Below are 20827 nucleotides of genomic sequence, written 5' to 3'. Positions count from 1 at the left end.
CCGCCCCTACCCGTCCCATCCTCCTGGGGCCGTGCCCCAGACCCCCTGGGTTGTTTCTTCGGCTGCCAGCCGGTGGGGGCTTGTCGCGCAGTTCCCCGCGCCCCTAAAAGCGGCGAGCTGGCCGGCGGTGACTTGTCACCGCCGGCCAGCTCACACAACCGCTTTACGACCGCGGCTTCTCGCGCATCTCGTACGTCGCGATGACGTCGTCGACCTTGATGTCGTTGAAGTTTCCGAGGTTGATACCACCCTCGAAGCCTTCGCGGATCTCGGTGACGTCGTCCTTGAAGCGACGCAGCCCGGAGATGTTGAGGTTCTCCGCGATGACCTTGCCGTCGCGGATGAGGCGCGCCTTGGTGTTGCGCTTGACCTCTCCCGAACGGACCAGGACACCGGCGATGTTGCCCAGCTTGGACGACTTGAAGACCTCGCGGATCTCCGCCGTGCCGAGCTCGACCTCCTCGTACTCCGGCTTGAGCATGCCCTTGAGGGCCGCCTCGATCTCCTCGATGGCCTGGTAGATCACCGAGTAGTACCGGACATCGACGCCCTCGCGCTCCGCCATCTGAGCCGCGCGGCCCGCAGCGCGGACGTTGAAGCCGATGACGATGGCGTCGGAGCCGGTCGCCAGGTTGATGTCGGACTCGGTGACCGCACCCACACCGCGGTGCAGGATGCGGATGTCGACCTCTTCGCCGACGTCGAGCTGGAGCAGCGAGGACTCGAGAGCCTCCACCGAACCGGACGCGTCGCCCTTGATGATGAGGTTGAGTTCCTGCACCAGACCGGCCTTGAGGGCCTCGTCCAGGTTCTCCAGGGAGAACCGGACACCCCGGCGGGCGAAGTTGGCGTTGCGCTCACGCGCCGCGCGCTTCTCGGCGATCTGACGCGCCGTGCGGTCCTCGTCGACAACCAGGAAGTTGTCGCCGGCGCCCGGGACGTTGGTGAGACCGAGGACGAGGACCGGAGTCGAGGGACCCGCCTCTTCCACGTTCTCGCCCTTGTCGTCGAGCATCGCTCGGACACGGCCGTACGCGTCGCCGACCACCATGGTGTCGCCGACCCGCAGGGTGCCTCGCTGGACCAGGACGGTCGCGACGGCACCGCGGCCGCGGTCGAGGTGGGACTCGATCGCAATACCCTGCGCGTCCTGCTCCGGGTTGGCCCGCAGGTCGAGCGAGGCGTCCGCGGTCAGGACCACGGCCTCCAGCAGGCTCTCGATGTTGAGGCCCTGCTTGGCGGAGATGTCGACGAACATCGTGTCGCCGCCGTACTCCTCGGCCACCAGACCGAACTCGGTGAGCTGACCGCGCACCTTGGTCGGGTCCGCGCCCTCGACGTCGATCTTGTTGACCGCGACCACGATCGGCACACCGGCCGCCTTGGCGTGGTTCAACGCCTCGATCGTCTGGGGCATCACACCGTCGTTGGCCGCCACCACGAGGATCGCGATGTCGGTCGACTTCGCACCACGAGCACGCATGGCGGTGAACGCCTCGTGACCCGGGGTGTCGATGAAGGTGATCCTGCGCTCTTCTTCGTTGACCTGGGTCGCGACCTGGTACGCACCGATGTGCTGCGTGATACCGCCGGCCTCGCCCGCGACGACGTTCGTCTTGCGGATGGTGTCGAGCAGTCGGGTCTTACCGTGGTCGACGTGACCCATGACGGTCACGACCGGCGGACGCGCGACGAGGAACTCCTCGCCACCCTCGTCCTCGCCGAACTCGATGTCGAAGGACTCGAGCAGCTCGCGGTCCTCCTCCTCGGGGCTGACGATCTCGAGGACGAAGTTCATCTCGTCCGCGAGGAGCTTCAGCGTCTCGTCGGAGACGGACTGCGTGGCAGTGACCATCTCGCCGAGGTTCATCATCACGCCGACGAGCGACGCCGGGTTGGCGCCGATCTTCTCGGCGAAGTCGGTGAGGGACGCACCGCGCGACAGGCGGACGGACTGTCCGTTGCCGCGAGGCAGCATCACGCCGCCGACCGACGGGGCCTGCATGGCCTCGTACTCCTGGCGCCTCTGCCGCTTCGACTTGCGACCACGGCGCGCGGGACCGCCGGGACGGCCGAACGCACCCTGCGTGCCACCACGGCCACCGGGACCACCCGGACGACCGCCGAAGCCGGGACGGCCACCGCCGCCACCGCCGGGACCACCGGGACGGCCGGCGAAGCCGCCGCCACCACCGCCGGGACCAGCGGGACGACCCGCGAAACCGCCACCGCCGCCACCGGGACGACCGGCGAAGCCGCCGCCACCCGGACGACCGCCGCCGCCACCGGGACCACCGGGACGACCGCCGCCGCCACCGGGACCGCGGCCACCGGGGCCACCGCCGGGACGCGGGGTACCCGCAGCGGGACGCTGCGGCATCATGCCGGGGTTCGGACGGTTGCCACCGGGGCCACCGCCGGGACGCGGAGCACCGCCCTGAGGACGGGGCATGCCGCCCGGAGTCGGACGGGCACCGCCCGGACCGCCCTGCGGACGCGGAGCGCCGCCGGGACCGCCCTGGGGACGGGGAGCACGGTCCTGACCCGCGCCCTGCGGACGCGGAGCGCCGCCGGGACGGTCGCCACCGGGACGCGGGGCACCGCCCGGACGGGGCGCCTGCGGGCGCGCCATGCCGGTGGAGCCACCAGAGGTGAACGGGTTGTTGCCCGGACGCGGTCCGGCCGGACGAGCGCCGGGACGCGGAGCCTGGCCACCCGGACGCGGAGCGCCCTGACGGTCGCCACGGTCACCGCGGTCGGGACGCTCACCGCGGTCGGGACGCTCGCCACGACCCTGACCGCCCTGGCCGGGACCGGCCGGACGGGCACCGGGCTTCGGGGCGCCGGGACGGGCACCCGGACGAGCGCCGGCGGCCGGAGCCGCAGAAGCCGCAGGAGCCGACGGGGGGGCGGTGAACTCAGCCGCGACCGGAGCCGGAGCCGCCGGAGCGGGCTTCGGAGCAGGCTTGGGACCCGGAGTGGGACGCGGGCCCGGCGCGGCCGGAGTGACGGGAGTGACCGGCGCCGAGGGGCGCTCGGACACGGCCGGCTTCGGGGCCGGCGGGCGCGGGGCGGCCGGACGGGCTGCCTGCGCGGGAGAGGGGGCGCCCGGCTTCGCCGGGGCAGCCTTGCGGGCGGAGGCGGGCTTGCCGCCACCGCTGCCCTGCTGGAGGGCGTCAGTCAGTTTGCGTACAACGGGCGCCTCGATCGTCGAGGACGCCGAACGGACGAATTCACCGAGTTCTTGGAGCTTGGCCATGACGACCTTGCTCTCAACCCCGAACTCCTTGGCGAGTTCGTATACCCGGACCTTAGCCACTTCGCTCCTTTTAGGTCCGGGATGCGTCCGGACCGTCGCTACTTCATGGGCGTACTCATCGCGTGCTCATCGAGTGCTCATCGCAATCTCGACCTACTTCCAACTCGCGGGGTACCAGGGCCGCACGGGGGTTCCGTGCGACACGTCTTACGGTGTTGCCTGCTCGACGTAGAGGCGCAACGCCGCTGTGTCGAGCGATCCCTGGGCACGCAGCGCCCGTGGGAATGCCCGGCGGCGTACCGCCAGGTCGAGGCAGACCAGGGCGGGATGTACATACGCACCCCGGCCGGGCAGCGTACCGCGATGATCGGGGACACATTCACCCTCGACCGCCACGATGCGCAGCAGATCCTTCTTGGCCGCTCGCTCCCGGCACCCCACACAGGTGCGTTCAGGGCATGCGCGGGCTCGCGTCCGGCCAGACACTCTTAAGTCTACCTCCCCGTACCGACCTCACCCCTTTGCGGCAAGAATCGAACGGTTGTTGTCGTGATCTAAGCCACCTGAGGCTTGGATCTATTCCCGATCTATTCCCCGCGCTGCTCGGCAGGCTGTTCGGTGTCCGGGCGGATGTCGATCCGCCAGCCCGTGAGACGGGCCGCGAGGCGGGCGTTCTGCCCTTCCTTGCCGATCGCCAGCGACAGCTGGTAGTCCGGGACGGTCACGCGCGCGGAGCGGGCCGCGAGGTCGACGACCTCGACCTTGGAGACACGGGCCGGGGACAGCGCGTTCGCCACCATCTCGGCCGGATCGTCCGACCAGTCGACGATGTCGATCTTCTCGCCGTTCAGCTCGGCCATCACATTGCGGACCCGGCCGCCCATGGGGCCGATGCAGGCGCCCTTGGGGTTCAGGCCGCTACGGGTCGACCGGACGGCGATCTTCGTACGGTGGCCGGCCTCACGCGCGATGGCGGCGATCTCGACCGAGCCGTCGGCGATCTCCGGCACTTCGAGCGCGAAGAGCTTCTTCACCAGATTGGGATGCGTACGGGACAGGGTCACGGACGGACCGCGGACACCCTTCGCCACCCGTACGACGTACGAGCGCAGCCGCAGGCCGTGCTGGTACATCTCGCCCGGGACCTGCTCCTGCACCGGCAGGATGGCCTCCAGCTTGCCGATGTCGACGAGCACGTTCTTCGGGTCGCGGCCCTGCTGGACCACACCGGTGACGATGTCGCCCTCCCGCCCGGCGTACTCACCGAGCGTCGCGTCGTCCTCGGCGTCCCGCAGGCGCTGCAGGATGACCTGCTTGGCGGTGGTCGCGGCGATCCGGCCGAACCCGGACGGGGTGTCGTCGAACTCGCGCGCCTCCTGCCCCTCCTCCAGGTCCTGGGGGTCCTCCTTCGCCCACACGGTCACATGACCGGTCTCCCGGTCGAGCTTCACGCGCGCGTGGCGGCGGCTTCCCTCGGTACGGTGGTAGGCGATGAGGAGGGCCGACTCGATCGCCTCGACCAGCAGGTCGAAGGAGATCTCCTTCTCCCGCACCAAGCCACGCAGGGCACTCATGTCGATGTCCACGGCTACGCCTCCTCTTCCTTCTTGTCCTTGCGGCTGAACTCGACCTGGACGCGCGCCTTGGCGATGTCCTCGAAGGCGAGCCTCTTGGCGGTGGGCTTGCGCCCCTTCACGCCCGGTACTTCGACGTCGATACCGGCGTCATCCACGTCGAGGATTCTGGCGACCAGTTCGCCGCCCTCGCCGAGCTGGAACTTCACCAGCCGGTCGATGGCGCGTACGTAGTGACGGTGCTCCTTGAGCTCGCGCTCGGCACCGGGGGTTCCGACCTCGAGGGTGTATTCGCCCTCGCCCATCGCGTCCGTCTCGTCGAGCTTCGCCGAGAGCGCGCGGCTCACATCGGCGATCTGGTCCAGGTCGGCACCGGTGTCCGAGTCGACGACTACACGCAGCACGCGCTTGCGGCCGACCGAGTCCACTTCGATCTCCTCGAGATCGAGTCCCTGAGTGCCGACGAGCGGTTCCAGCAGTTCTCGCAGCCTCTCGCTCTGGGTCGTGCTCATCCGGGTGACTCCTCGGCCGCGTGTGCTGTTGTGGGTAGGTCGTGTGTCAGGTCAAAGGGTATCCGGTCGCGGGGGGTGTTGCCGTCCACCGGAACACGGGCGTGTGCGGGCCGTCACCGCCTACGGCGGGCTCCTCGCCCCCGCCGCCCCTACCCTCCCCCAAGCTCTCGGCTTCGCTCGAGCAGGGGGGACCCCCATGACGGGCTGGGATACCTGGCGGGGTCTGGGGCTGGGGTGAGAGCCGCTGGGTGATGATCGGGTCCGGCGCGGGTACCGTGATCACGGGCGTGCCGCCCTCCCGTTCGTACGAGCCTTCCGAGGACGTCTGCCGTGCCGTTCACCCTGCCGTCGCGCACCCCCACGGGACCGCGCCGAAGGAGTCTGCTCGCGTCCGCCGCGGGCGCCGTCGTGCTCGCGGGCTGTTCCGCCCCCGAGTCGTCCACCGACACCACGGGCGGGAGCCCCTCGGCCGCGGACCGCGCACGCGCGCGTGCGGCCCGCGACAGCGAGACGCTCGCGGCGCGGTACGCCGCCGTGATCACCGCCCATCCCCCACTGGCGGAGCGGCTGAGCCCGCTGCGGGCAGAGGTCGTACGGCATGCGAAGGCGTTCGGGGGCACCGGGAGCAGCAAGCCCTCCGCGCCCACTCCCACTCCCACTCCCGCTTCCCCTTCCGCTTCCGTATCGGCTTCCGCGTCCGCCTCCCCCACCGTGCCCACCAGCGAGAAGGACGCGCTCACCGACCTCGCCTCGGCCGAGCGCACCCTGGCCGACCAGCGCACGAAGGCCCTGCTGGAGGCCCCGGGAGAGCTGGCCAGGCTGCTGGCCTCGGTCGCGGCCGCCGGGGCCGCGCACGCCTTTTTGCTGACGGAGGGTGCGAAGTGAGTTCGACCGACGACACGAAGAAGGCCACGACCGCGGAGCTCGACGCCCTGCAGGCCGCGCTGGCCGCCGAGCACGCCGTGGTGTACGGCTACGGAGTCGTCGGCGGCAGGATCGGTACGGAGCGCCGGAGCGAGGCGCGGGCGGCGTACGACGCCCATCGGGCGCGGCGGGACGAACTGGCGCGGGCCGTACGGGACCTGGGCGGGAAGCCCGTGGTCGCGGCGGCGGCGTACGCACTCCCGTTCGCGGTGAAGGACTCGGCCGCGGCTGTACGGTTCGCCGCTGAGTTGGAGGAGCGGGTGGCCGGGGTGTACTCCGACCTCGTACGCGCCTCCTCGGGCGACCGGCGGGGCTCAGCCGCGCAGGCGCTGCGGGAGGCGGCGGTGCGGGCGGTGCGCTGGCGCGGGGAGAGCGTACCCTTCCCTGGGCTCGCCGAGCGGTCGGCCACCCCGTCCGCGTCGGCACCCTCGCCCACGTAACGCGACCTGGAAGGGAACAACTCTCGGATGGACTCGCGCATGGCTTTCGAACCGCCGCAGCGCCTGGTGCGGGCGCTCGGCGAGACGCAGCGGGGCGGGTCCAACGGGGGAACCGACGGCACCAGTGAGTGGCTGGACATGCTGCCCGCACTGGTGCAACAGGCTGTTGATCTACGCGAGTTGACCGTCGAGCGGGTGCAGGCACCCGGCGGGCGCAGCAGTCTGGTCGTGCTGGTGCGACGGTTCGACGGGACGCCCGCCGTGCTGAAGCTGGCGCCGGAACGGGCCCGTCCGGAGAGTGAACGGGCCGCGCTCGCGCACTGGGACGGTCGGGGCGCGGTGCAGCTTCTCAATCCCGGCGACACGCACGGCGTCATGCTGCTGGAGCGGTTGCGTCCCGACCTGTCGGTGCGCTCGCTGCCCGAGGCGAAGGCGCTGCTGGAGGCGGCGGGGACGCTGCGCCGGCTGTGGGTCGAGCCGCCCGCCGCCCATGTCTTCGAGACGGTCGCGGAGCGGACCGGACGACAGGCCGAGGCGATGCGGGCGACGGCGAGCGCTGACGCCGACGTCACGGCACTGGTCGACGCGGCGCTCGCCGCCCGCACCGAACTCCTCGCCGACCCGCCCGAGGAACGGCTGCTGCACGGCACCTTCCGGCAGAGCAAGGTACTCGCCGGTGAGCGCATGCCCTGGCTGGCCGTGGGCCCCGACCCGGTGGTCGGCGAGTGCGCCTTCGACCTGGCCCGGCTGGTCCGCGACCGGGTGGAGGACCTGATCGCGACCCCCTCGGGAGCATCGACCACCCGGCGGCGCGTGAAGCGGCTCGCCGAGTCCCTGGACGTGGACCAGGAGCGGCTGCGGGGCTGGACCCTGTTCCGGGCGGTCGAGTCCGGCGTACGGGCGCGGCGGGTCGGGCGGGCGCAGGATGCCGAGCTGCTGCTGGAGTTCGCGGGCTGGCTCTGACTGCCCTGTCCGCTGTGACTGCCCTGTGCGGCTCTCAGAAGTCCGTGAGGCGCCCATGCTCCGGAGATGAATCTTGAGCGCCTCCCGGCTGTCCTGCGGTTACGCCGTCAGGCGGGCGATCGCCTCGTCGACGGTCAGCTCCTCGCGCTCACCGGTACGGCGGTCCTTCAGCTCCAGGACACCCTCGGCCGAGCGCCGCCCCGCCACCAGGATGTGCGGTACGCCGATGAGCTCGGCGTCGGTGAACTTCACGCCCGGCGAGACACCGGCCCGGTCGTCCACCAGGACCCGCACGCCCGCGGCGCCCAGCTTCTCCGAGACGTCGAGGGCCAGCTCGGTCTGCAGGGCCTTGCCCGCGGCCACGACGTGGACGTCGGCGGGAGCGATCTCCTGGGGCCAGCACAGGCCCTGCTCGTCCGCCGACTGCTCGGCCAGCGCGGCCACCGCACGTGAGACACCGATGCCGTACGAGCCCATGGTCACGCGGACCGGCTTGCCCTGCTGGCCGAGGACGTCCAGCTGGAAGGTGTCGGCGTACTTGCGGCCGAGCTGGAAGATGTGGCCGATCTCGATCGCGCGGTCCAGCTTGAGGCCGGCGCCGCAGGACGGGCAGGGGTCGCCCTCCTCGACCACGACGACGTCGAGGTAGTCGTCGACCTCGAAGTCACGGCCGGCGACGACGTTCTTCGCGTGCGTGTTGACCTTGTTCGCGCCGGTGATCCAGGCGGTGCCGGGGGCCACCCGGGGGTCGGCGATGTAGCGGACCTTCTCCAGGCCCTGCGGGCCCACGTAACCGCGTACGAGGTCCTCGCGGCCCTCGAAGTCCTCGGCCGTCACCAGTTCCACGACGGCGGGTGCGAGGTGCTCGCCCAGCTTGCCGAGGTCGACCTCGCGGTTGCCGGGGACACCGACGGCGACGATCTCGCCGTCGACCTTGACCAGCAGGTTCTTGAGGGTGGCGGAGGCCGGGACGCCCAGGTGCTCGGCGAGCGACTCGATGGTCGGGGTGTCGGGGGTGTCCAGCTCCTCGACGGGGCCGTGCTGCCTGTCCACGGGCGTCAGCTTGAAGGTGACCGCCTCCGTGTTCGCCGCGTAGTCGCAAGCCGGGCAGTCCACGAAGGTGTCCTCACCGGCCGCGGCGGGAGCCAGGAACTCCTCCGACGCCGAGCCGCCCATGGCGCCCGAGACGGCCGACACGATGCGGTAGTCCAGGCCCAGGCGCGCGAAGATCTTCTGGTACGCGGCGCGGTGCAGCGCGTACGACTCGGCGAGCCCCTCGTCCGTCGTGTCGAAGGAGTACGAGTCCTTCATCTGGAACTCGCGGCCGCGCAGCACGCCGGAACGCGGGCGGGCCTCGTCCCGGTACTTGGTCTGGATCTGGTAGAGCATGACCGGCAGGTCCTTGTAGGAGGCCACCTGGTCCTTCACTACGAGGGTGAAGATCTCCTCATGGGTCGGGCCGAGCAGGTACTCGGCGCCCTTGCGGTCCTTGAGGCGGAACAGCAGGTCGCCGTACTCCTCCCAGCGGGCCGACGCCTCGTACGGCTCCTTGGGCAGCAGGGCGGGCAGCAGTACTTCCTGCGCGCCGATCGCGTCCATCTCCTCGCGGACCACGCGGGAGACGTTGTCGAGGACCTTCTTGCCGAGCGGCAGCCAGGTCCAGATGCCCGCGGCGTTGCGGCGCACGTAACCGGCGCGCACGAGCAGTTTGTGGTTGAGTGTCTCGGCGTCCGCCGGGTCGTCACGCAGTGTCTTGACCATCAAACGGGACATGCGCTGGACCTGGGCCATGATTCTCGACTCCTGCTGCGTAAGGGTGATGGCAAGGAGGTTAGCCGGGCAGCCCATCACGGTGGAAATCGGTTAGCGCCTGGGGCGCCTGCGCAGCGGCAGCGGGGCGCCCATCACGGCGTACGGCTTCGGTGCGCTCGGGAAGAGGACGGGGCGTGCGAGGTCCTCGTACCCCAGCGAGTGGTACAGGCCGCGGGCCGGGCTGTCCGTGTCGATGGCGGAGAGGATCGAGCGGGGTTCGGTGGCGGTGTCCGTGATGCCGGTGATCAGGGCGCGGCCGATGCCGAGGTTCTGGTAGTGCGGGTGGACGTGCAGTTCGGTGATCACGAAGGAGTTGTCGAGCCAGTCGTCGTGGCCCTGAGCGCGCAGGTAGGGCTCGACGACGGTGGACCACCAGTGCGTACGGTCGTTGGGCATGCCGTAGACGAAGCCGACGAGCCGTCCGCCGGCGGTGGTGGCGCCGAGGGCGCGGGCGCCCGGGGAGGTGAGGTGCCGCAGCACGATCTGGCGGCGTACGGCGATCTCGTCGGCGCCGAGCCCGAAGGCGAGGGCCTGCACGGTGAGCGCCTCGTCCACGCGCGCGGCGAGATCCAGCGGGCCGATGACCACGTCGTCGGGGTTGCGGGAGCCCTGACCGGGAAATCGCAGCATGTCGGCGAGACTACCGGGGTGCTTCGCCGGCTTACGCCGGGGACTACAGGTTGTCGTACGACTGCGGGCCGTCAACGGCTGGTCGCGCCCCCGCGGCGCAGCCGCACATGTCACAGCCCCGCGCCCTGATGGGGCGCTTCAGAACAGGATGCTCATGAACGCGCCGATCTCCTGGAAGCCCACTCTGCGGTACGTCGCCCGGGCCGGGGTGTTGAAGTCGTTGACGTAGAGGCTGACGACGGGGGCGACGTCCGCGAGGGCGTGGCGGAGAACGGCCGCCATGCCCGGGGCCGCCAATCCCTGTCCTCGGTATTCGGGCGCGACCCAGACGCCCTGGATCTGGCAGGCCTGCCGGGTGGCGGCGCCGATCTCGGCCTTGAAGACGACCTTGCCGTTCTGGTCGATACGGGCGAACGAGCGTCCGGAGCTGACCAGTTCGGCCACCCGTGCCTGGTAGAGGAGTCCGCCGTCACCGGCGAGCGGCGAGATCCCGACCTCCTCGGTGAACATCGCCACGCAGGCCGGCATGATCGTCTCGATCTCGTCCTTGCGGATGCGGCGGACGTACGGATCCGGGGCGATGTCGGCGGGGAGCCGGTCGGCGATCATCAGGGGCTGTCGGGCGCGGATCTCGCGGGCGGGGCCCCAGCTCGGTTCGAGCAGCTGCCACAGTTCGGCGGTGGCCTCGGCGGGGCCGACGATCGAGGAGCAGCGGCGTCCGGCCCTGCGCGCCCGGTCGGCGAAGCCGCGGATGGCACGCGGGGTGGCGCAGATCGGGACCAGGTTGGCGCCCGCGTAGCAGAGGGAGCGCAGCATTCCGTCCTCGTACCAGCCCCACATCTCGCCGCCGAGCCGCCACGGGTCGAGGCCCGCGACCTGTACCCGGGATGCGACGAAAGCGTTCGCGACCGGCTCGCGGTCGAGGACGGCGAGCGCGGCGTCCAGGTCACTCGGTTCAAGGACCCTGGTGGTTGTCTGGGTCAACAACGGGACGACTCCATCACTCCTTGCGGGCAACAACAGCGCGTCGCTCACCCTAATAGCGTCGTCGTGTGCTCGTTCGTGGACACCGGTCAGGGCTTGACCGTCGTTTCACGGCGAGAAGCCCCTCGGGGCGGGAGTCACACGGTCGGCTGATCTCCGTACTTTAACCGGAGATGCCGAGCGGCACCGCACGCTAGGGCCTGTCCGGCATGACCCGCCGTGTGACGCATGGGACCCGGGTGCCCCTCCGGAGGGGCACCCGGGTCCCATGCGTCACACGGCGGGTCAGTGCGTCACCGGCACCGCGGTCAGCCGGCCACCGACACCGAAGGCTCGCCGGAGGCGATGCCGTCCGCTTCCATCTGCTCGGCGAGCTTCATCGCTTCCTCGATGAGGGTCTCCACGATCTTCGATTCCGGCACGGTCTTGATGACCTCGCCCTTGACGAAGATCTGCCCCTTGCCGTTGCCGGAGGCGACACCGAGGTCGGCCTCGCGGGCCTCGCCCGGACCGTTCACCACGCAGCCCATGACGGCGACGCGCAGCGGGACCTCCATGCCGGTCAGACCCGCGGTGACTTCCTCGGCCAGCTTGTAGACGTCGACCTGGGCGCGACCGCAGGACGGGCAGGAGACGATCTCCAGGCCGCGCTGCTTCAGGTTCAGCGACTCCAGGATCTGGAGGCCGACCTTGACCTCCTCGGCGGGCGGGGCGCTCAAGGACACGCGGATCGTGTCGCCGATGCCCTCGGAGAGCAGCGCGCCGAAGGCGACGGCCGACTTGATGGTGCCCTGGAAGGCGGGGCCCGCCTCCGTCACACCCAGGTGCAGCGGGTAGTCGCACGCGGCGGCGAGCTGCCGGTACGCGTTGACCATGATCACCGGGTCGTTGTGCTTGACCGAGATCTTGATGTCCCGGAAGTCGTGCTCCTCGAAGAGCGAGCACTCCCAGAGCGCCGACTCGACGAGCGCCTCGGGGGTGGCCTTGCCGTACTTCTGGAGCAGGCGCCGGTCGAGCGAGCCCGCGTTGACCCCGATCCGGATCGGCGTGCCGGTGTCCTTCGCGGCCCGCGCGATCTCCTTGACCTGGTCGTCGAACTGCTTGATGTTGCCGGGGTTGACGCGGACCGCGGCACAGCCGGCGTTGATCGCCGCGAAGACGTACTTCGGCTGGAAGTGGATGTCCGCGATGACGGGGATCTGGGACTTGCGGGCGATGGTCGCGAGGGCGTCCGCGTCGTCCTGCGTGGGGCAGGCCACGCGCACGATCTGGCAGCCGGACGCCGTCAGCTCGGCGATCTGCTGCAGCGTGGCCCCGATGTCCGACGTACGCGTCGTCGTCATCGACTGCACCGAGACGGGCGCGTCTCCACCCACGGCCACGGTTCCGACCTGGATCTGCCGGCTCTTGCGGCGCTCGGCCAGCTTGGTCGGAACGGACGGCATGCCGAGAGAAATCGCAGTCATCTGCTGTGCAACCCCAAGTTGTGGATCAAGGTCCCGGAATCGTGGGCTCCAGGCTTCGAGATTACGGCACGGGCACCCGCCCGAGCACATCCCGTCCCTGAAGCCACCCCATGGAAGGCGGTCGGGCGCACAGCATGCCCGACCGCCACAAACGCCGCACTACTACGAGATGCGCACCGGGTTAACGACGTCGGCGATGAAGACGAGCAGGGTGAAGCAGACGAAGATTCCGGCCACCACATAAGCCACCGGCATCAGCTTCGCGACGTCGAACGGGCCCGGGTCGGGCCGCCTCAGCACCTTGGCCGTGTTCCGGCGCAGCGACTCCCACAGGGCGCCCGCGATGTGCCCGCCGTCGAGCGGGAGCAGCGGGAGCATGTTGAAGAGGAACAGGGAGAGGTTGAAGCCGGCGACCAGGAACAGCATCATCGCGACCTGCTGGGACGCCGGGATGTCCAGCGTGAACACGTCGCCGCCTATGCGGGCCGCGCCGACCACGCCCATCGGGGAGTCCGCCTTGCGCGGGCCGTCGCCGAAGGCCGCGTCCCACAGGTCGGGGATCTTGGCGGGCAGCGAGATCAGCGACTCGACGCCGTTCTCCATCATGTCGCCCATGCGGTCCGCGGACTGGCCGAAGGACTGCTGGACGATGCCGGTGGCGGGGGTGAAGCCGAGGAAGCCGGCGTAGACGTACTTGCCCTCGACATAGCCGCCGCTGCCGTCGCTCTGACTGACCTGGTTCTTGATCAGGTGGGCGGTGAGGTCCACCTGCTCGCCCTTGCGCTCGACGGTGAGCGTGACGTCCTTGCCGGGGTTGGCGCGGATGTCGGCCTGGAGGGCGGACCAGTCCTGGACGCTCTTGCCATTGAACGCGACGATCTTGTCGCCGCCCTTGAGTCCGGCCGCCTTGGCGGGCGCGGCCTGGTCACTCGTCTTGCACTCGGACCGGGCCTCGCTCTGCTCGATGACGCAGTCCGAGACCTTGCCGACCGTGGTGGTCTGGGTCTGGACCCCGAACGTCATCATGACGCCGAAGAAGATCGCCACGGCCAGGATCAGGTTCATGAAGGGGCCCGCGAACATCACGATCACGCGCTTCCACGGCTTGCGCGTGTAGAAGAGGCGGGTCTCGTCGCCGGGCCTGAGCTCCTCGAACGCGGCCGACCTGGCGTCCTCGATCATGCCACGGAAGGGGGAGGTCGAGCGGGCCTCGATCTTGCCGTCCGGCCCCGGCGGGAACATGCCGATCATGCGGATGTAGCCGCCGAGCGGGACCGCCTTGATGCCGTACTCGGTCTCGCCCTTCTTCCGCGACCAGATGGTCGGGCCGAAGCCGACCATGTACTGCGGTACGCGGATGCCGAAGAGCTTGGCCGTCGACAGGTGTCCCAGCTCGTGCCAGGCGATCGAGATGAGCAGGCCGACCACGAAGACGACTATGCCGAGGATCATCATCAAGGTCGTCATGCACGAACCTCCGCGGTTGTCGTCTGTGCCGTCAGTTCCCGGGCCCGGGCGCGCGCCCAGGTCTCCGCTTCGAGGACGTCCGCGACGGTCAGGGAAGTTCCCGTACCGGGTGTGCCGTGTTCCTCGACCACCCGTGTGACGGTCTCCATGATGCCGTTGAACGGCAGCGTGCCGTTCAGGAACGCGTCCACGCACTCCTCGTTGGCGGCATTGAACACCGCCGGGGCCGTGCCCGCGAGCTGCCCCACGTGCCGGGCGAGCCCGACCGAGGGAAACGCGTCGTTGTCGAGCGGGAAGAACTCCCAGCTCGACGCCTTGGTCCAGTCGAAGGCCGGGGAGGCGTCCGGGACGCGCTCCGGCCAGCCGAGCCCGATGGCGATCGGGCCCCGCATGTCGGGGGGCGTCGCCTGGGCCATCGTCGATCCGTCCGTGTACTCAACCATCGAGTGGACATACGACTGCGGGTGCACCACCACCTCAATGCGATCGAAGGGAATGTCGTAGAGGAGGTGCGCCTCGATGACTTCCAGACCCTTGTTGACCAAGGTCGCCGAGTTGATCGTGATGACCGGGCCCATGGCCCAGGTGGGGTGTGCGAGGGCGTCCGCCGGTGTGACGTCGGCCAGCTCCGCCTTCGTACGGCCCCGGAAAGGGCCGCCGGAGGCGGTCACGACCAGCTTGCGCACATCCGCGCGCGTGCCGGCCGCCAGCGCCTGGAACAGGGCCGCGTGCTCGGAGTCGACCGGGATGATCTGGCCCGGCTCGGCCAGCGCCTTCACCAGTGGGCCGCCCACGATGAGCGACTCCTTGTTGGCGAGCGCGAGGGTGCGGCCCGCCTCCAGGGCGGCGAGGGTGGGCGCGAGGCCGATGGAGCCGGTGATGCCGTTGAGGACGGTGTGGCAGTCGGAGGCGGCGAGCTGAGCCGCCGCCTGTGTGCCCGCGAGGATCTCGGGGAGCGGCTCACCCGCTCCGTACCGCGCCCTCAGCGCCTCGCGCAGCGCCGGTACGACGTCCTCGCGCGCGACGGCGACCACCTCGACGCGCAGCCGGTGCGCCTGCTCGGCGAGCAGTGCGACCCTGCCGCCGGCGGCGGACAGCGCGGTGACCCGAAAGCGGTCGGGGTTGCGCAGCACGAGGTCTATGGCCTGGGTCCCGATCGACCCGGTGGAGCCGAGGATCACGACATCCCGGACTCCGTCCACGGGGTCGAAGACAAGATGCGGATCGGCGAGGGGGGCTGGACTGTCGCTCATCCCCCCATTGTGGCCGCAAGACGAGGCGCGCAGGACAGGGCTCCCCTCTTCCGCTCGCTGGCGACGCTCGCCACCGACGCTCTGTTCACCGCTTGCGGCGGCGTCGCGCCTTGGACCTGCTGGGGCGGGTGCCGCCGCGGGACGGCTTGGCAGGAGCGGCGGGAGCGGCGGGTTCGTCGGCCGTCGCCGATGCGAAGTCGCCCTGGACCACGCCCTCCGCCGTGTCCAACGTGGGGGCCGTGAAGTGCAGGTCCTCGACGCGTTCGCGGCGTTCGAGGGTCTGCGTGGCGGGGCCGGAGGCGTCCAGGTTGAAGACGTAGCCGACGGACTCCTCCTTGATGGCGTCGGTCATCGCGCCGTACATGTCGAAGCCTTCGCGCTCGTACTCGACGATCGGTTCCCGGCCGAGGGTCCAGCGCAGGCCGATGCCGTCACGGAGGTAGTCCATCTCGTAGAGGTGCTCGCGCCATTTGCGGTCGAGGACGGAGAGGACGACGAGGCGTTCCAGATCGCGCAGGGCGTCGGCACCGAGTTCGACCTCCCGGTCCTGGTAGCGGTCGTGGATGTCCCGCGTCACCGCCTCGATCAGGTCGTCCGCGGTGAGGTTCGCGCGGTCGCCGGCCGCCTCCTCCAACTCCTCGATGGTGATCCGCGCCGGGTACAGCTGGGTGAAGGCGCCCCACAGCCGCTCCAGGTCCCATTCCTCGGGGAAGCCCTCGCTCGTCTCCTGTTCGATGTACGCGCGTACGGTGTCGTCCATGAAGTGCAGGAGCTGCTCGCGCAGGTCCTCCCCCGCCAGAACGCGGCGGCGCTCGGCGTAGATGAGGGTGCGCTGCCGGTTGAGCACCTCGTCGAACTTCAGGACGTCCTTGCGGGACTCGAAGTGCTGCTGTTCCACCTGGGCCTGGGCCGAGGCGATGGCGCGCGTGACCATCTTGTTCTCGATGGGCACGTCGTCGGGGACGTTCGCCATCGACATCACGCGGTCCACCACCTGGGCGCGGAACAGGCGCATCAGGTCGTCCTCCAGGGAGAGGTAGAAGCGGGAGGCGCCGTTGTCGCCCTGGCGTCCGGAGCGGCCGCGCAGCTGGTTGTCGATGCGGCGCGACTCGTGCCGTTCGGTGCCCAGGACGTAGAGCCCGCCGAGCTCCTTGACCTCCTTGTACGCGGTCTCGACCACGGCGGTGATCCGTTCGCGGACCTCGCGGCAGGCGTCCGGGTGCTCCGCTTCGGTGAGGTCGCGCCGCTCCAGCTCTGCGGATATCAGCGCCTCCGGGTTGCCGCCGAGCATGATGTCGGTGCCGCGGCCCGCCATGTTGGTGGCGACGGTGACGGCGCCCCTGCGACCCGCCTGGGCCACGATCTGGGCCTCGCGCTGGTGGTTCTTGGCGTTGAGCACCTCGTGCCGGATGCCGCGTTTCCGCAGCCGTGCGGACAGCAGCTCGGACTTCTCCACCGAGGTGGTGCCCACGAGGATCGGCTGCCCCTTCGCGTTCCGTTCGGCGATGTCATCGACGATCGCGGCGTACTTGGCGTCCGCGGTGCGGTAGATCTGGTCGGGGTCGTCGGCGCGCTGCGGGGGCCGGTTGGTGGGGATCGGCACGACCTGGAGCTGGTAGATCTGGTGGAACTCGGCCGCCTCCGTCATCGCCGTGCCGGTCATGCCCGCGAGCTTGTCGTAGAGGCGGAAGAAGTTCTGCAGGGTGATGGTGGCGAGGGTCTGGTTCTCGTCCTTGATCGGCACGCCTTCCTTGGCCTCGATCGCCTGGTGCAGCCCCTCGTTGTAGCGGCGGCCGGAGAGGATGCGGCCGGTGTGCTCGTCGACGATCAGCACCTCGCCGTCCACGACGACGTAGTCCTTGTCCTTCTTGAAGTGTTCCTTGGCCTTGAGGGCGTTGTTGAGATGCCCGATGAGGGACGTGTGGTCGGACTCGTACAGGCTCTCGATACCGAGCTGGTCCTGGAGGTACTCCACACCGCGGTCCAGGATCGCGACGGTGCGCTTCTTCGGGTCGTACTCGTAGTCGTACGTGGCCCGCAGCCGGCCCAGTTCCTCCTTCTCCGCGGGCCGGGTGAACAGCTCGTCCTGCACGCGGACGCCCTTCATCCGTCGTACGAGCTTGGCGAACGCCTCGTACCACTGGGTGGGCTGGTCCGCGGGCCCGGAGATGATCAGCGGGGTGCGGGCCTCGTCGATGAGGATCGAGTCGGCTTCGTCGACGATCGCGAAGTGGTGGCCGCGCTGGACGAGTTCGTCCTGCGACCAGGCCATGTTGTCGCGGAGATAGTCGAAGCCGAACTCGGTGTTGGTGCCGTAGGTGATGTCGCAGGCGTACTGGGCGCGGCGCACGGCGGAGGTCGAGTCCGACTTGATGACACCGACGGTCAGGCCCATGAAGCGGTATGCGCGACCCATCCACTCGGCGTCGCGCTCGGCCAGGTAGTCGTTGACGGTGACAAGGTGAACTCCCTTGCCGGCCAGGGCGTTCAGATACACGGGGAGGGTGCCGACGAGGGTCTTCCCCTCCCCCGTCTGCATCTCGGCGATGTTGCCGAGGTGAAGCGCCGCGCCGCCCATCACCTGAACGTCGAAGTGACGCATGCCGAGGGTGCGCCAGGCCGCCTCGCGCATCGCGGCGAAGGCTTCGGGCAGCAGGTCGTCCAGGCTCTCGCCCTTGGCGTGGCGCTTCTTGAACTCCGGGGTGAGGGCGTGGAGTTCGTCGTCGGACAGGCTTTTGAACTCCTCCTGCAGGGAGTTGACTTCATCGACGGAGCGCTGCAGCCGGCGCAGCACCCGCCCCTCGCCGGCCCGCATGATCCTGCCGGTGATGGCATCCAGACCCTTACCTGGCATGGGAATTCCCCCCACAGTGGAACATGACTAAACGGTGTCCACGAGCATCCGTATCCAGCGATTGGCGCGCTGGAGAATGTGGACGCCCTGCTGATTCGCTTTGATCACCTCGCGCAGGACGGGGTCCTTGACCGCGTCGAGCGCGCTGCGGAAAAGCTGCTGAATGACCGGTCGCTCGCCGGGCCGTCCGGCGTCGAGCAGACCGTCGATGTCGCGGAGGTCGATTCTCCGGATCCGTACCGCGTCGAAGGAGGGCACGGGCGGCCGGGGTTCCGTGTCGACCAGGGCCAGCGCGCATTCGTTCAGCAGGACGGCGACGGCGTCCCGGTGTGCCTCGAAGGCCTCCGGTGCGGTCTCGCGCAGTTTCTGCGCCAGCGGCTGCACCTCGTCGCGCACGGTCCGCAGGGCCCGTACGAGATCTGTCTCATGAAGCCGACGCCAGGCCTCCCCGCGGGCCCGCGTCAGCTGTACGGAAATGCCGTGACTGTATTCTTCCGCGACTCCTTGGCGCATGTACTGTCCCCGTTCGCCATTGTTCTCATTGTTGACGCACGGATTCGGTGCGGCAAGCAGCGGAATGGCGAACGGGGACACCAGTGAATTCCTGGGGAGAATGTCAGCGAATGGGGCGGTGAACGTTTTTCTTCTTCGACGGGCCCGGCGTCGCGTCGGCGATCCAGGGGCCTTCCCCGGACGGGTCGATGACGCCCTGCTCCAGCCACTCGTACGTGCCCGCCAGGACGCCCTTGACGACCTTGCGGTCGATGTCGTCGGTGTTGGTCCACAGCCGGCCGAAGAGTTCGTCGACGCGGACGCGGGACTGGCGGCAGAAGGCGTCGGCGAGTTGGTAGGCCTCGCGGCCGTTCTCCCCGGCGACGCGCAGGTGTTCGGCGCGGACGCAGGCCGCGCTCATCGCGAAGAGCTCGGCGCCGATGTCGACGATCCGGCCCAGGAAGCCCTGCTTGGTCTCCATCCGGCCCTGCCAGCGGGACATCGCGTAGAAGGTGGAGCGGGCGAGCTTGCGGGCGCTGCGCTCGACGTAACGCAGATGCGGGGAGAGGTCCACGTGGTGGTGGAACGCGCCGTACGAGCCCGGGATCCGACCGGGGCCCGCGACCAGCTTGGGGAGCCACTTGGCGTAGAAGACTCCGGCGTTCGCGCCCGCCTTCGCCTTCTGGGAGAGCGACTTGTCGGGGTCGATGAGGTCACCGGCCACCGACAGATGGGCGTCGACGGCCTCACGGGCGATCAGCAGGTGCATGATCTCCGTGGAGCCCTCGAAGATGCGGTTGATGCGCAGGTCGCGCAGGATCTGCTCGGCCGGGACCGCCCGCTCCCCGCGGGCCTTGAGCGACTCCGCCGTCTCGAAGCCTCGGCCGCCGCGGATCTGGACCAGTTCGTCGGCCATCAGACAGGCCATCTCCGAGCCGTACAGCTTGGCGAGGGCGGCCTCGATGCGGATGTCGTTGCGGTTCTCGTCGGCCATCTGCGAGGACAGGTCGAGGACGGCCTCCAGCGCGAAGGTGGTCGCCGCGATGAAGGAGATCTTCGCGCCGACCGCCTCGTGGAAGGCGACCGGCTTGCCCCACTGCTCGCGCGCCGCCGACCACTCGCGGGCGATCTTCAGGCACCACTTGCCCGCGCCCACGCACATGGCGGGGAGCGAGAGACGGCCGGTGTTGAGGGTGGTGAGCGCGATCTTCAGGCCCGAGCCCTCCGGGCCGATCCGGTTCGCGGCCGGTACGCGCACCTGGTGGAAGCGGGTGACGCCGTTCTCCAGGCCGCGCAGGCCCATGAAGGCGTTGCGGTTCTCGACGGTGATGCCCTCGGAGCCGGCCTCCACCACGAACGCCGTGATGCCGCCCTTGTGGCCCTCGGACTTCGGCACCCGGGCCATGACGACGAGGAGGTCCGCGACGACGCCGTTGGTCGTCCAGAGCTTCACGCCGTCCAGGACGTAGTCGTCGCCGTCGGGTACGGCGGCCGTGGCGAGCCGTGCCGGGTCGGAACCGACGTCCGGCTCGGTGAGGAGGAACGCCGAGATGTCGGTGCGGGCGCAGCGTGGCAGGAAGGTGTCCTTCTGCTCCTGGGTGCCGAACAACTTCAGCGGCTGCGGTACACCGATCGACTGGTGCGCGGACAGCAGCGCGCCGATCGCGGGGTTCGCGGAGCCGACCAGAGCCAGCGCCTTGTTGTAGTACACCTGGGTGAGGCCGAGGCCGCCGTATTTGGTGTCGATCTTCATGCCGAGCGCGCCGAGGTCCTTGAGGCCGTCGATGACCTCGTCGGGGATCCGCGCCTCGCGCTCGATGCGGGCCGAGTCGATCTTCGTCTCGCAGAAGTCGCGCAGCTTGGCGAGGAACTCCTCGCCGCGCTGCGTGTCCTCGTCGGCCGGCAGGGGGTGCGGGTGGATCAGATCGAGCCGGAAGCGGCCCAGGAACAGTTCCTTGGCGAAGCTGGGCTTGCGCCAGTCCTGTTCGCGGGCCGCCTCGGCGACCTGTCGGGCCTCACGTTCGGTGACTGTGGCCTGGTGGGGGGCCTGGTGGGGTGTTGCGGACATGAGGCTCACCTCGCCGCGAATAGGGATCTTGGGGCCGATCGTTACCGACCGGTTCTACTCGATCGTATTTACCCGATTTCGGACTGCCCCACCAGTCCTCGCGCGCCGTTCGGGTCAACCGGCGCCCAC

The 20827-nt window shown here is 69.7% G+C and carries 16 protein-coding genes; 3 read left to right on the top strand and 13 right to left on the bottom strand.

Going from position 1 to position 20827, the window contains the following annotated elements; translation table 11 throughout:
- Window positions 1-163 precede the first annotated feature (163 nt).
- The 4 genes from infB to rimP all read right to left on the bottom strand — a co-directional run bounded on the left by infB (window position 164) and on the right by rimP (window position 5345).
- On the bottom strand, window positions 164-3319 hold the full coding sequence (gene infB, locus ACX28W_RS25560; RefSeq protein WP_459001710.1) for a translation initiation factor IF-2: 3156 nt from the start codon (window positions 3317-3319) through the stop codon (window positions 164-166).
- Window positions 3320-3466: 147 nt separating this feature from the next.
- Window positions 3467-3745 carry a YlxR family protein gene (locus ACX28W_RS25555; RefSeq protein WP_362074609.1) on the bottom strand — a complete coding sequence of 93 codons (279 nt, stop codon included), beginning with the start codon at window positions 3743-3745 and terminating at the stop codon, window positions 3467-3469.
- A gap of 101 nt (window positions 3746-3846) precedes the next feature.
- The gene (gene nusA, locus ACX28W_RS25550) at window positions 3847-4845 is read right to left on the bottom strand and encodes a transcription termination factor NusA (RefSeq protein WP_459001709.1); all 999 of its coding nucleotides are present in this window, start codon (window positions 4843-4845) and stop codon (window positions 3847-3849) included.
- A 2-nt stretch (window positions 4846-4847) separates the two neighbouring features.
- Entirely contained in the window at window positions 4848-5345 is a 498-nt protein-coding gene (gene rimP / locus ACX28W_RS25545; RefSeq protein WP_459001708.1) for a ribosome maturation factor RimP, read from the bottom strand.
- A gap of 330 nt (window positions 5346-5675) precedes the next feature.
- Here rimP and ACX28W_RS25540 point away from each other — a divergent pair, with 330 nt between their 5' ends.
- From ACX28W_RS25540 to ACX28W_RS25530, 3 genes are read left to right on the top strand one after another with little or no spacing between them, the layout of a single operon-like run.
- Window positions 5676-6230 (top strand): hypothetical protein, encoded by a 555-nt coding sequence (locus tag ACX28W_RS25540; protein ID WP_459001707.1) that lies wholly within the window; start codon window positions 5676-5678, stop codon window positions 6228-6230.
- A complete protein-coding gene (locus tag ACX28W_RS25535; protein WP_459001706.1) occupies window positions 6227-6709 on the top strand; it encodes a ferritin-like domain-containing protein in 483 nt (160 codons plus the stop codon). The genes ACX28W_RS25540 and ACX28W_RS25535 overlap by 4 nt, the downstream gene beginning before the upstream one ends.
- Before the next feature lie 39 nt (window positions 6710-6748).
- Complete coding sequence (locus ACX28W_RS25530) at window positions 6749-7672, top strand: aminoglycoside phosphotransferase family protein (protein WP_459001705.1); 924 nt, start codon at window positions 6749-6751, stop codon at window positions 7670-7672.
- A 99-nt stretch (window positions 7673-7771) separates the two neighbouring features.
- On the opposite strand, the gene ACX28W_RS25525 is transcribed toward ACX28W_RS25530, so the two are convergent.
- From ACX28W_RS25525 to ACX28W_RS25485, 9 genes are all read right to left on the bottom strand, one after another.
- Complete coding sequence (locus ACX28W_RS25525) at window positions 7772-9463, bottom strand: proline--tRNA ligase (protein ID WP_459001704.1); 1692 nt, start codon at window positions 9461-9463, stop codon at window positions 7772-7774.
- A gap of 72 nt (window positions 9464-9535) precedes the next feature.
- On the bottom strand, window positions 9536-10114 hold the full coding sequence (locus ACX28W_RS25520) for a GNAT family N-acetyltransferase (RefSeq protein ID WP_459001703.1): 579 nt from the start codon (window positions 10112-10114) through the stop codon (window positions 9536-9538).
- A gap of 138 nt (window positions 10115-10252) precedes the next feature.
- Window positions 10253-11101 (bottom strand): GNAT family N-acetyltransferase, encoded by an 849-nt coding sequence (locus tag ACX28W_RS25515; RefSeq protein WP_459001702.1) that lies wholly within the window; start codon window positions 11099-11101, stop codon window positions 10253-10255.
- A 305-nt stretch (window positions 11102-11406) separates the two neighbouring features.
- A complete protein-coding gene (gene ispG / locus ACX28W_RS25510) occupies window positions 11407-12564 on the bottom strand; it encodes a flavodoxin-dependent (E)-4-hydroxy-3-methylbut-2-enyl-diphosphate synthase (protein WP_459001701.1) in 1158 nt (385 codons plus the stop codon).
- Between the two features lie 162 nt (window positions 12565-12726).
- Window positions 12727-14031 carry a M50 family metallopeptidase gene (locus ACX28W_RS25505; RefSeq protein ID WP_459001700.1) on the bottom strand — a complete coding sequence of 435 codons (1305 nt, stop codon included), beginning with the start codon at window positions 14029-14031 and terminating at the stop codon, window positions 12727-12729.
- Window positions 14028-15284 carry a 1-deoxy-D-xylulose-5-phosphate reductoisomerase gene (gene dxr, locus ACX28W_RS25500; protein WP_459001699.1) on the bottom strand — a complete coding sequence of 419 codons (1257 nt, stop codon included), beginning with the start codon at window positions 15282-15284 and terminating at the stop codon, window positions 14028-14030. The genes ACX28W_RS25505 and dxr overlap by 4 nt, the downstream gene beginning before the upstream one ends.
- 85 nt (window positions 15285-15369) lie before the next feature.
- Complete coding sequence (gene secA, locus ACX28W_RS25495; protein WP_459001698.1) at window positions 15370-18138, bottom strand: preprotein translocase subunit SecA; 2769 nt, start codon at window positions 18136-18138, stop codon at window positions 15370-15372.
- Window positions 18139-18165: 27 nt separating this feature from the next.
- Complete coding sequence (locus ACX28W_RS25490) at window positions 18166-18651, bottom strand: hypothetical protein (protein ID WP_459001697.1); 486 nt, start codon at window positions 18649-18651, stop codon at window positions 18166-18168.
- Window positions 18652-18754: 103 nt separating this feature from the next.
- Window positions 18755-20698, bottom strand: a complete 1944-nt coding sequence (locus ACX28W_RS25485) for an acyl-CoA dehydrogenase family protein (protein ID WP_459001695.1) — start codon at window positions 20696-20698, stop codon at window positions 18755-18757.
- Between the last annotated feature and the right edge of the window lie 129 nt (window positions 20699-20827).

Source organism: Streptomyces sp. SD15 (assembly GCF_054462255.1).
This window is presented reverse-complemented; position numbering and strand designations above follow the sequence as displayed.

Coding starts and splice junctions, on each gene's coding strand:
- rimP (WP_459001708.1), bottom strand. CDS start 5,345: ATGAGCACGACCCAGAGCGAGAGGCTGCGAGAACTGCTGGAACCGCTC.
- ACX28W_RS25530 (WP_459001705.1), top strand. CDS start 6,749: ATGGCTTTCGAACCGCCGCAGCGCCTGGTGCGGGCGCTCGGCGAGACG.
- ACX28W_RS25525 (WP_459001704.1), bottom strand. CDS start 9,463: ATGGCCCAGGTCCAGCGCATGTCCCGTTTGATGGTCAAGACACTGCGT.
- ACX28W_RS25520 (WP_459001703.1), bottom strand. CDS start 10,114: ATGCTGCGATTTCCCGGTCAGGGCTCCCGCAACCCCGACGACGTGGTC.
- ispG (WP_459001701.1), bottom strand. CDS start 12,564: ATGACTGCGATTTCTCTCGGCATGCCGTCCGTTCCGACCAAGCTGGCC.
- ACX28W_RS25505 (WP_459001700.1), bottom strand. CDS start 14,031: ATGACGACCTTGATGATGATCCTCGGCATAGTCGTCTTCGTGGTCGGC.
- dxr (WP_459001699.1), bottom strand. CDS start 15,284: ATGAGCGACAGTCCAGCCCCCCTCGCCGATCCGCATCTTGTCTTCGAC.
- secA (WP_459001698.1), bottom strand. CDS start 18,138: ATGCCAGGTAAGGGTCTGGATGCCATCACCGGCAGGATCATGCGGGCC.
- ACX28W_RS25490 (WP_459001697.1), bottom strand. CDS start 18,651: ATGCGCCAAGGAGTCGCGGAAGAATACAGTCACGGCATTTCCGTACAG.
- ACX28W_RS25485 (WP_459001695.1), bottom strand. CDS start 20,698: ATGTCCGCAACACCCCACCAGGCCCCCCACCAGGCCACAGTCACCGAA.